The organism is Vibrio sp. OPT18, from assembly GCF_015163615.1.
Taxonomy (GTDB): domain Bacteria; phylum Pseudomonadota; class Gammaproteobacteria; order Enterobacterales; family Vibrionaceae; genus Vibrio; species Vibrio coralliirubri.
On sequence record NZ_JADDYK010000053.1, the window covers coordinates 194,279 to 201,456 of the forward strand.

The window sequence follows — 7,178 nt, forward strand, 5'->3', positions numbered from 1 at the left end:
ATGGGGGTGCCAATCGTGATGGTATCGGTAGGCCCAGAGCGTGAACAAATGATCATTCGAGCTTAGTTTAGAAAGCTATTACACATACATCTACATCTAAGCCCACGATCGTGGGCTTTTTGGTCGTTCATGAAGAGCGAAATAAATAAGGCTATCAACATCTATGCGTTAATTGAGAGGAAGCGTCCCTTCAAACTTACTTACAATACATGAGTAAATTTCAATAAACTCTTCAATAAAGATCTTAAAACGGCGAGGGATATGAGGGTTCTGCTTGTACATTACGTACATATTGCCCTCTATAAACCATTCTGATCTGTACCAGAAGTTTTGGACACTGAGTTAAGTGAGTACAATCACTAACGAGGTGAATAATGACAACTAAGAAAACTCGAATCAAACATGCTCCTGAATTTAAAGCCGAAGCACTTAAGTTAGCAGACAAAGTCGGCGTCGCTGCTGCCGCACGACAGCTATCGCTGCATGAATCTCAAATTTATGGTTGGCGTAAAGCCGTCAAAAAAAGATGCGAAAATCAGCAATAGAGAAAAAGAGATCGCCACTGAAAATGCCAAACTCAAACGGTTATTGACAGAGCAAGCTGAAGAGCTAGATATCGTAATAAAAGCCGCCACCTACTTCGCGAAAAATCTAAAGTAGATTGCTACGAGTTTATGCTCGAACACCTAATGCAATATAGGATTGTCCGTATGGCTAAGGTGTTTGGGGGCTCTCGAAGTGGGTTTTATTATTGGATTGATAATCGCCATAAAGTCACTCATCGAAATGAGCACCAAAAGCAGCTTGATAGCAAAGTTCGAGGAGTCTTTGATGATAGAAAGAAACGCGATGGTGCAAGGCGTATTCAAAAAGAACTTGAGGCAAATGGTGATAAGCACGATGTAAAAACCATTGCCGCGAGCATGAAGCGCCAGAGCTTAGTCGCGAAGGCCGCCCGTAAGTTCAAATGTACAACAGACAGTAAACATAGGCTTCCTGTTGCCCCGAACTTACTTGAGCAAGATTTTAATGCGGCAGTACCAAACCAAAAATGAGCAGGAGATATTACCTATCTAGCGACAAGCGAAGGTTGGATGTATTTAGCGGTTGTTATCGACCTGTACTCACGGTAAGTAGTTGGTTAGTCAATGAGCACCAGAATGACCGCGACTCTGGTCTGTGATGCGCTATCAATGGCCTTGTTCCGTAGAGGCATGCCCGAAAGAGTGATCATCCATAGTGATAGAGGCAGTCAATATTGTTCAAAAGACTACAGAGACTTAATCTCAGCCCATAATCTAAAACAAAGTATGAGTAGGAAGGGAAATTGTTAGGATAACGCCTGTATTGAAAGCTTTTTCCACTCAATGAAAGTAGAAGCCGTCCAATACGAGCCGATAATGACGCGAGAAGAGATGCGCCAAGCACTTTTTGAATATATCGAAGTTGATTATAATCGAACAAGAAGGCACAGCGCTCTTGGGTATCTAAGCCCAGTTAACTTTGAAAAACAATATGTCGCTTAATGCGGTGTCCAGTCTGACTGGAGCAGATCACCATCGAGCAGGCTATATTCCTTTTCTTTTGGTTTTGCTTGTAAGATCTGAGTCGCTGTTAGTGGGTTTGTTTTTCTCGCCATAGTAACATCGCCAATTATCATTTTTGCCAGTGTTACTTTAAACGCGGGATTTTACAAGCACGAGAGGAATCCCCATGGACTCCTAAAGGGGTAAGTGACTAATAAGACAAGGAATTACAGACACAAAAAAGCCCACACTAGGTGGGCTCTTTCGTATAATGTGGTGCCCGCTACTGGACTCGAACCAGTGACACCTTGCATGTCATGCAAGTACTCTAACCAACTGAGCTAAGCGGGCAATGCTGTGAAACTTGTCTAACCCCTTTGCTAAGTGGCTAACGCTTCAGAACGAGATGGATAATAACGAGTGAATGGGTAGCGTGCAAGGATAAATTTGCACAAAACAGTTCGTTTGCTTCTAAAAACAACAATCAGAATAAATTTTAAACACAAAGCAGATCAATGGCTTGAAGTAGATCACATTTCATCTCAACTTCAATGGCGACACGCTTTGTGCTATTTACTGCTGCCTTGAGTATTTTGACTCAAGATATTAGTTCGTTTCCTCATCTACATCGAATACAACGTTGTAGTTTTCGGTATAGGTGCAGTTTGGCTGGCGGCTACAAGTGAAGAATCGTCGGCCTTTGTAATCACCTTGGCTTGCCAGTTTGATGATCATCGGGCTACCACACTTCTTACAGAATCGAACTTCTTTGGATGGTTCGATTAAATCGATGTGGGCTGCCAGCAACCTCTTCAAACGGCTCACTTGATAGCTGTGTTTAATTGAAGCACCAATCAGTGGTAAACCTGCCGATTTACAGACGTGAATCAGTAGCTTTTCGCGGTCGACTTTCCCTTTATTGAGTTCTTTGCCGTTATCAAGTTCAATGATCACGCGGGGCTCTAGCGTTCGCGGGTCGCAAACTACAAAGTCGAAGTAACTACGTGAGATCTTGTTGTTGGCGATAAACCAATTCTTCTTGTTGTTCGTCTTAGCAGGAACAAGCACGTTCGACATGCTGACTTTCGCAAAAACTTCCCCATGGTTACCCACAGCGGATTTTAGCGCATTATAGAATGTCGCCTGTTGCGCCGACATCAACGCCCCTTTCTTCTGATAAGCATGGTCTTTGGTGTCATCGTGTTTCACCACATACTTTTGAATAAAGTAAAAGAACACAACCAGAACAATTACAACGATAAAGATATTAGTCATTTTCCAACACAATCAAGTCTGTATAGGGATTAAGAGAGTGGCTAGCGTATGTAGAAAAGCATCACCTGGCAAGCAAAAGAGCGAGAGTAACCAACCAGAATCACGACCTTTGAGCGCAGTGCTCAGCGAGAGGTCGCCCCTTCGCTAGACACACCTCTCCTATTTTGATAATCAAATCATCAATTACACTCTAGATTGATTTAGATCAATTTACCTAGATTTGTGATCAACTAGTCTGAAAAACGTTAGGCAAATGTTAATAAGGAAATTGATATGGAACTTAAACAAGACCCAAGATGTTATACCGACGTATGTGTAGATGGTAAATGGTTCCACTATGACCACTGCGGAACCCAAGCCTATATGTTAAAAGGCGGCGCTTCGGCAGTGATTGAACTCGCTAGCGAACCAGCGACAGAAGGCGAATTGGTTGAAATGCTTCAAGGTGTCGCTAAGTAACCCACCAAGCCAAATCACAGTATGAATTAAGCGAATAAGAGTAGATAGCCGTATTAGTTCAGATAAGCACTCTTATTCGCTTAGTTATTGAAGTTCAGGTTTCTTGATTGCAGGGGATTAACCAAGTTTAGGAACTCAAATGATAACGACTTTATTGCGCCCTGACTGCTTAGCTTGATACAGAGCGTCGTCTGCCGATTTCAAGTGTTTCTTGTAGGTACGGCTATTCAACTGTTGCTCCGTTAGATGAGTCGTCGCACCAATCGATGTGGTTAATTCTAATTGGCCAGAATGCGTTTCAATCGGTCGGTCAGCGATCGCTTGCCTTATAAGCTCAAGCTCTTTATTAGGATCTTGATTCCCAGCCAGCAACAAAACAAACTCTTCCCCACCCCATCTTGCCACTACATCGTTTGTTGATAAGATTTGCTCTAAACGCTGAGCGACTTCCACCAGCACTTGGTCACCAATATCATGCCCATAAGTATCATTTACTTGTTTGAAGCGGTCCAAATCTAGAATAGCGAGCGTATACCCAAACGACGACAAATGATGTGGCATCGGCTGAGTTAACCGTTGTTCCAAGTAACGCCTATTGTATAAACCTGTCAGTTCGCATCTTGTAGATTGCTTGAGTAACTCTTTGTTGGTCTTCTGGATCGAGCGCAACCTTATCAAAAGTAATGCGGCGCTGATCATCACCATGATACCCAACGCGACAACGATTCGATTTCGTAGCTGCTGTTTATCTAATGTCAGCTCACCTAACTCTTTTTCTGCGTTAAGCAGTTCATTTTCTTGAGCTAATGATGCCGTGGCGAAATCTTGCTCTAGTAAAAAGATATCACTCTGGCGCTTATCAAATAGAAGCGCTTTGTTGCCCTTGTAATAGAGTTTGAAGTAGCGAAGTGCGTTCTCGCTGTCGCCTCTCGAATCATAGTATTCAGCAAGTGTTCTTAAGCCGAGGACCTTCCAGCTGCGAGTCCCCACAACATCGAACATTGCAGACGATCGCTTTAGATCAGCAAAGACAAAATTATCTCGGTTCAAACCAATGTTAGCTAAGGCTCTGTTTAAGTAACACTGACCCAGCTGAAGTGTATATTTGTCGACGCCCGGGTATCTAAGACACAAGTTTGCGACTTGCCGTGCTGACTCAAAGTTCTTTTCCGCCAACAACACATCACTCTCTGCTTTTAATAGGATGATTTTGTATCGTTCACTCACGTTATCGCCATTGAGCTTAGCCGCACTTTGATAGGCTTCTCGTCCTTTGACTAAATCACCACTGCGCAGATAAGCAAAAGACTCATTCACATGCAGCACACCGATGGTAGACGCTTCGAGTAGTCCACTCTTGTAATAGAGCTTTTTGGCTCTTTTAATCAGCTTGAGCGCTTTAGGCCAGTCTTCCAAATAGATATAAAGCAGTGCCATATTTGACACTAACTTACTGTTGTAGATGTGTTGAGGGTACTTCTTGCCAAGGTCTAAACCTTTATGGAAAAAGTATTGAGCTTCAGGAAAGTCATTGCGGATGTTGTTGATGACACCAGCCGTGTTATAGGCCTTAATCAACAACTCTTCATAGTGAAGTGATTCTGCGATATCTATCGCTGCTCTGATTTGGATTTCAGATTCCGCTAGCTCACCCTTACTGATGTACTCAATCGCCAATTCAACGAGAGATTGGGCCTTTAGCCAACCCATATGTTCGTGTTGTGCGAGTGCTTTAATCTGCCTGACGTATTCGGAAACCGCTTTGGTATCCAACTTGTGTTGCGCGAGGTTGGACAAAATCATCAATTCGTAAGCACGATAGATGGCTTTATCTTGGTCTGGGAACTTGGCTTGGAGAGCCTCGAGTTGTTGGGAAGCTAAATTGGGATCACCACGAGATACATCGAGAATATCGATCAATGCAGATCCATATTTAGAGAGTAATAACTCTTTCTCTGGACTATAAACACTCGGGTTTTCAGGGCGAATATGCTTTAAATCGTCGTCGTAAGTTGGATAGAGCAAATACAGCCCCAGCACAACACTCATCAGCAACACTAAAAGGAATGAACCTAACACATTGTTTCTATTCATTTATCAGTGCCATTATTGATTACATTCCAATTTCATCGACGTATGTTTAAAAGCGGTCAAACATTATACCCGACAGATATACAGATTAAAATCCTGTGCACCGGTAGATCTGGGTTGGGTTTTTCTCATTAATTAGAATAATCAGGCAACTTTCTTGATTTAACTCAGGCAATCATCTGCCTCATTGGCGTTATAGTGATTTTCCTGTTCCTACCTCCGCAGCTTCTTTTTGAACAAGCGGAAGCATAATGAGAATTAACAATGACCCAAATTAATGAACAACGTCTTGTAGAACATTTCTGCGATCTAGTGAAAATTGATAGTGAATCTCGTAACGAAAAAGCGATTGCTGAAGCTTTGGCTGAGCAACTCGGTGAACTAGGTTTTGAAGTTCACAAATTGGCGGTTCCTGAAGAAGTGTCTAACGGTTTCAACATCTACGCTCGTCTAGATGGCACTCTTCCAGGTAGCACAGTGTTCAGCTGCCACATGGACACAGTAACGCCAGGTATCGGCATTGAACCAATCATCGAAGACGGCATTATCCGTTCAAAAGGCAACACAATTCTAGGTGGCGACGACAAGTCTGGTATCGCAGCTATCATGGAAGCGGTTCGTTGCATCAAGGCTGAAGGCCAAGAGCACAAAACTATCGAGATTGCGTTTACTGTATTCGAAGAAGGCGGTCTGTTCGGCTCTTTGAACTTCGACATGTCTTACATTCAATCTGAGCACGCAATCGTACTTGATACAGGCGGTCCAATTGGCACTATCGTAAACGCAGCGCCTGGTCAGCAGAAGATTGTAGCTAAGATCAAAGGTCGCCCTGCTCACGCTGGTTTAGCGCCAGAAGAAGGCATCAGCGCAATTCAAGTTGCTGCAGACGCAATCACTAAGATGAACCTACTTCGTATCGATGAAGAAACGACAGCAAACGTTGGTATTGTTGAAGGTGGTCAAGCGACTAACATCGTAATGCCAGAGCTTAAAGTCGTGGCTGAAGCACGTTCTCTAAACGGCGAAAAGCTAACAGCTCAAGTAGAGCACATGATCTCTACATTCCAAGAGAGCGCAAAACAGTTTGGCGCTGAAGTAGAAATCGAATCGACTCGTGCTTACGATGCATTCGTTATTGCAGATGATCACCCGCACATTCTGTCTATCAAATCGGCATTCGAGAAGCTTGGCGTAACAGCGAACACTAAACGCACTGGCGGCGGTAGTGATGCAAACAACTTCAACGCGAAAGGTCTAACAACAGTAAACCTTTCTACAGGTATGGCGAAAGTTCACACCACTGAAGAGTACATTGCAGTGAAAGACATGGTCGCAATCACTGAGTTTGTTGTGGCTTACGTAACGCAATAATCGAATCCATTAGTTAGGTAGTCACTTCTATCTAGCACAATGAAAAAGCCGAGACATCAACACGATGCTCGGCTTTTTGCTGTTTAGGTGAACATAGAAGGTCGAAACTAAAACCCCCTACGCTTCCAGAATTGGCCTTCGTCTTTTGCTACGAGGTCGAATGTCTTATCGGCGATGATGTTGCCTTTTAACTCAACCGTCATGCGCCATTTGCCTAGCTTGTTCGAGACCGGGGCCCAGATAGTGTCACCTAAGTAGAAATCCCAGTCATTGTTACCGACATACTCTTCGCCATCGAACGGTTCGAGCACTTCACCTTTGTCTGTGGTGATGTTTGGGTGATAAATGCAGTAACGGATCTTCTCCCCTTTGGCTTTTTTGATATTCAAGATATAGCCAAACTCTACGTCGATTTCAGCATCAACGGTGGTAGTGAACTCTTGGATTTTTGGAAGA

Annotated in this window: 7 protein-coding genes, 1 tRNA gene and 1 pseudogene; 4 read left to right on the forward strand and 5 right to left on the reverse strand. The window is 43.4% G+C overall.

Going from position 1 to position 7,178, the window contains the following annotated elements:
• The coding region (locus tag IQQ51_RS27115; RefSeq protein WP_228012877.1) for an adenylosuccinate synthetase at positions 1-66 on the forward strand (66 nt) is incomplete at its 5' end.
• Between the two features lie 102 nt (positions 67-168).
• On the opposite strand, the gene IQQ51_RS27775 is transcribed toward IQQ51_RS27115, so the two are convergent.
• Positions 169-291 carry a hypothetical protein gene (locus IQQ51_RS27775; protein WP_265584319.1) on the reverse strand — a complete coding sequence of 41 codons (123 nt, stop codon included), beginning with the start codon at positions 289-291 and terminating at the stop codon, positions 169-171.
• Between the two features lie 83 nt (positions 292-374).
• On the opposite strand from IQQ51_RS27775, the pseudogene IQQ51_RS14185 reads away from it, so the two are divergent.
• A pseudogene (locus IQQ51_RS14185) lies at positions 375-1,526 on the forward strand (IS3 family transposase).
• 274 nt (positions 1,527-1,800) lie between these two features.
• Here IQQ51_RS14185 and IQQ51_RS14190 read toward each other — a convergent pair.
• Positions 1,801-1,877, reverse strand: a tRNA-Val gene (locus IQQ51_RS14190).
• 255 nt (positions 1,878-2,132) lie between these two features.
• Entirely contained in the window at positions 2,133-2,801 is a 669-nt protein-coding gene (locus IQQ51_RS14195; protein WP_017630504.1) for a DUF2726 domain-containing protein, read from the reverse strand.
• A gap of 273 nt (positions 2,802-3,074) precedes the next feature.
• Between IQQ51_RS14195 and IQQ51_RS14200 the strand changes: the two genes are divergently transcribed.
• Positions 3,075-3,260 carry a hypothetical protein gene (locus IQQ51_RS14200; protein ID WP_017059179.1) on the forward strand — a complete coding sequence of 62 codons (186 nt, stop codon included), beginning with the start codon at positions 3,075-3,077 and terminating at the stop codon, positions 3,258-3,260.
• A 135-nt stretch (positions 3,261-3,395) separates the two neighbouring features.
• On the opposite strand, the gene IQQ51_RS14205 is transcribed toward IQQ51_RS14200, so the two are convergent.
• Positions 3,396-5,354 carry a GGDEF domain-containing protein gene (locus IQQ51_RS14205; protein WP_193841408.1) on the reverse strand — a complete coding sequence of 653 codons (1,959 nt, stop codon included), beginning with the start codon at positions 5,352-5,354 and terminating at the stop codon, positions 3,396-3,398.
• Positions 5,355-5,615: 261 nt separating this feature from the next.
• Here IQQ51_RS14205 and IQQ51_RS14210 point away from each other — a divergent pair, with 261 nt between their 5' ends.
• Positions 5,616-6,722: a M20/M25/M40 family metallo-hydrolase gene (locus IQQ51_RS14210; RefSeq protein WP_017059177.1), complete on the forward strand. Its 1,107-nt coding sequence runs from the start codon at positions 5,616-5,618 to the stop codon at positions 6,720-6,722.
• A 107-nt stretch (positions 6,723-6,829) separates the two neighbouring features.
• On the opposite strand, the gene IQQ51_RS14215 is transcribed toward IQQ51_RS14210, so the two are convergent.
• On the reverse strand, positions 6,830-7,178 hold a 349-nt coding region (locus IQQ51_RS14215), incomplete at its 5' end, for a DUF3859 domain-containing protein (protein ID WP_228012864.1).